This window comes from Brenneria corticis (assembly GCF_003115855.1).
Lineage (GTDB): Bacteria > Pseudomonadota > Gammaproteobacteria > Enterobacterales > Enterobacteriaceae > Brenneria > Brenneria corticis.
The window spans coordinates 1-3,027 of record NZ_KZ819125.1 but is presented as its reverse complement, the minus strand read 5'-3'; the positions used below and the strand labels follow the sequence as shown (position 1 = coordinate 3,027).

Annotated in this window: 2 protein-coding genes and 1 pseudogene; all 3 read left to right on the top strand. The window is 54.1% G+C overall.

Translation table 11 applies throughout. The annotated features are described in order from the left end of the window. The first annotated feature begins 131 nt into the window (after positions 1 to 131). On the top strand, positions 132 to 536 hold the full coding sequence (gene tnpA / locus DDT56_RS24145; protein ID WP_136168881.1) for an IS200/IS605 family transposase: 405 nt from the start codon (positions 132 to 134) through the stop codon (positions 534 to 536). 596 nt (positions 537 to 1,132) lie between these two features. Next, a complete protein-coding gene (gene ltrA, locus DDT56_RS24140) occupies positions 1,133 to 2,851 on the top strand; it encodes a group II intron reverse transcriptase/maturase (protein WP_136168880.1) in 1,719 nt (572 codons plus the stop codon). Between the two features lie 82 nt (positions 2,852 to 2,933). Then, a pseudogene (locus DDT56_RS24135) lies at positions 2,934 to 3,008 on the top strand (IS200/IS605 family transposase); the annotation flags it as partial. Positions 3,009 to 3,027: the final 19 nt, after the last annotated feature.

Sequence of the window (3,027 nt, the reverse complement as noted above, 5' to 3'; positions counted from 1 at the left end):
CCCCCAGCTAGGCTGGGGGTTCCGTAAAGCTTTCAGCTATAAGTCGGTTATAAAAACCCCTTTTGATTTGTTAAAACACCTTGCGGTCTGGCAACTGCAAAAGTTAAACAAGAAATCGAAAGGGGGTCCCAATGGGGGACGAAAAGAGCTTAGCGCATACCCGCTGGAACTGTAAATATCACATAGTTTTTGCACCGAAGTACCGAAGGCAGGTGTTCTATGGAGAAAAACGTAGGGCGATAGGCAGCATATTAAGAAAGTTATGTGAATGGAAGAATGTGAACATTGTGGAGGCGGAGTGCTGCGTGGATCACATCCATATGCTTTTGGAGATCCCCCCGAAAATGAGTGTGTCGAGTTTTATGGGATACCTGAAGGGAAAAAGTAGCCTGATGCTTTATGAGCAGTTTGGTGATCTGAAATTCAAATACAGAAACAGGGAGTTTTGGTGCAGGGGGTATTACGTAGATACGGTGGGTAAAAATACAGGCCGTATCCAGGAATACATAAAGCATGTGCGACGTGAAGTCGCCTAAGTAATTGTTCCAACGGGGGCAACCCCGACGAGGAACCTGATGTTCCGTCATCAGTAGCCTACCGGCACATGCAGGACTGGTAACGGTCTTGTGTGAAGCTGCCGGAACAATGTAGCTGGGCCTTTGGGCCGCGCCAATGCCGTGAGGCGAGGCGTTATCTGCGAGCATCGATGCGGATACGGCGCTAGGCTGGATGGTATGACCAACGAAAGTGAACTGCTGTTAAACACCGTTATGTATGACAAGCCAAAGATGCTGACAAGCTTGAACCAAAAGGTATGCGGTCGGTTGCCCTTTATCCGCTTTGGGGGCACACGGACATCATGACCGCCGGTGGAGAGGCAGGGTCTAACCCATCTCGTTACTCAGGTGAAACACGATAAGCCCGTATCGCTGCCCTTCAGGGCAGGCAGACCGTAAGGCATGCTGTTGGTGGTGCGGGTAGAGGAATGTGGAGAAAGCGAATGCCGTCCTGTAATAGGGCGGATAGGGGTTGAGCCGCAAGGCGACATCACCTCACGCGAAAGCGGGCAGACTTCCACTTGGTCTTTCTCTACGAGAGAGTTTGTCTAACCTTCTTTAAGAGGGAATTGCAGATGGCTACGCAAGAAATTGCTTGCGCGGGTGCGCCCTCACGCGAATCGGTCAACTGGCACAGCATCGACTGGGCCGGGTGTCACCGTGAAGTGCGAAGGCTCCAAGCGCGTATCGTAAAGGCTACTCGGGAAGGGAAACACGGCAAGGTGAAAGCCTTGCAGTGGATTCTGACTCACTCGTTCAGCGGCAAAGCAATGGCCGTCAGACGAGTTACCGAGAACCAAGGCAAGAAGACGCCGGGTGTGGATGGCATCACGTGGTCCACCCCGGAAGCCAAGTCTCAAGCCATGTTGTCACTCAAGCGGCGCGGGTATCGTCCCCAACCGCTGAAGCGTGTCCATATTCCCAAAGCCAATGGGAAGATGCGACCGCTGGGTATTCCGACCATGAAGGACAGGGCGATGCAGGCGTTATACCTGCTGGCCCTCGAACCCGTGGCGGAAACCAAGGCGGATCGGTGCTCTTTCGGGTTCCGGCCTGAGAGATCCACGGCGGATGCCATCGAACAATGCTTCACGGCATTGGCACGGCAGATATCCCCGCAGTGGGTCTTGGAAGGCGACATCAAGGGCTGTTTCGACAACATCAGCCACGACTGGCTCATGGGTCATGTACCAACGGATCGCGAGATTCTGAGGAAGTGGCTCAAGGCCGGGTATGTGGAAGATCGGCAACTTTTTCCAACCGAAGCCGGTACCCCGCAAGGGGGCATCATCTCGCCAACCCTGGCGAATCTCGTCCTCGACGGACTGGAAGCCAAACTGGATACCGCGTTCGAAAGAAAGCGGTACGCCAACGGTGTACAGACCCGTTTGATGGTCAACTATGTGCGGTATGCGGACGACTTCATTGTGACGGGACGCTCGAAAGAGCTACTGGAGCAAGAGGTCATGCCGATCATCGAGGACTTCATGCGGGAACGGGGGCTCACGCTCTCACCCGAGAAGACCAAGATCACGCACATCGACGAGGGCTTCGACTTTCTCGGACAAAACGTGCGCAAGTACAACGGCAAGCTGTTGATCAAGCCGTCGAAAGCGAACGTGGCGACCTTCTTGGAAAAAGTGCGCTCAGCGGTCAAAGGCAATAAGGCGCTGGATCAGCCTCGTCTGATTCGGATGCTCAACCCAATGATCCAAGGCTGGGCGAATTATCACCAGCACGTCGTTTCCAAAGCGACGTTCGCACGTGTCGATCATGAGATTTGGCGTGTGTTGTGGCAGTGGGCCGTCCGTCGGCATCCGCAGAAAGGCAGCGTCTGGATCAAGCAGCGCTACTTCCATTCCGTAGGCACTCGCAATTGGGTGTTTGCGGCGGCAACAGGTGAAAGGTTCCCTGACGGGAATCCAATCTTGACGTCACTGCGGAAAGCAACGGATACGCCCATCCGACGACACCGGGCAATCAAGTTGGAGGCCAACCCCTTCGACCCAACATGGGAAACGTATTTTGAGGAGCGTATGAGCCTCAAGATGCAGAACTCATTGAGGGGCAGGAAGAAGCTCATCAACCTCTGGTTGGAACAGGATCGTCGTTGTCCAATCTGCCAGCAATTGATCACGCAGGAGACGGGGTGGCATGTCCACCACATTATTCGGCGGGTCGATGGCGGAAAGGACGGGAGTACCAACCTCGTGATGGTGCATCCGAACTGCCATAACCAGATTCACGTCAATGGTCTCAAGGTGGTGAAGCCGGTTCGCAAAAGCGGGCTTTGAAAGGCTTGAGCCGTATGAGGGGAAACTCTCACGTACGGTTCTTAGGGGGGGATGGGCCAGCAATGACCTGTCCCTACCCGACCAGTTGGAAGTAGACAAGTTAGGGGAGCAACTGTCGATCCCCTATCCAGGAAGCCCGTTTACGGGCCGTAAGTAAAGAATTGGGATGCAAATGT

What these genes read in the sequence shown, in the direction of transcription:
- tnpA (WP_136168881.1), top strand. Translation starts at nt 132, where the DNA reads ATGGGGGACGAAAAGAGCTTAGCGCATACCCGCTGGAACTGTAAATAT.
- ltrA (WP_136168880.1), top strand. Translation starts at nt 1,133, where the DNA reads ATGGCTACGCAAGAAATTGCTTGCGCGGGTGCGCCCTCACGCGAATCG.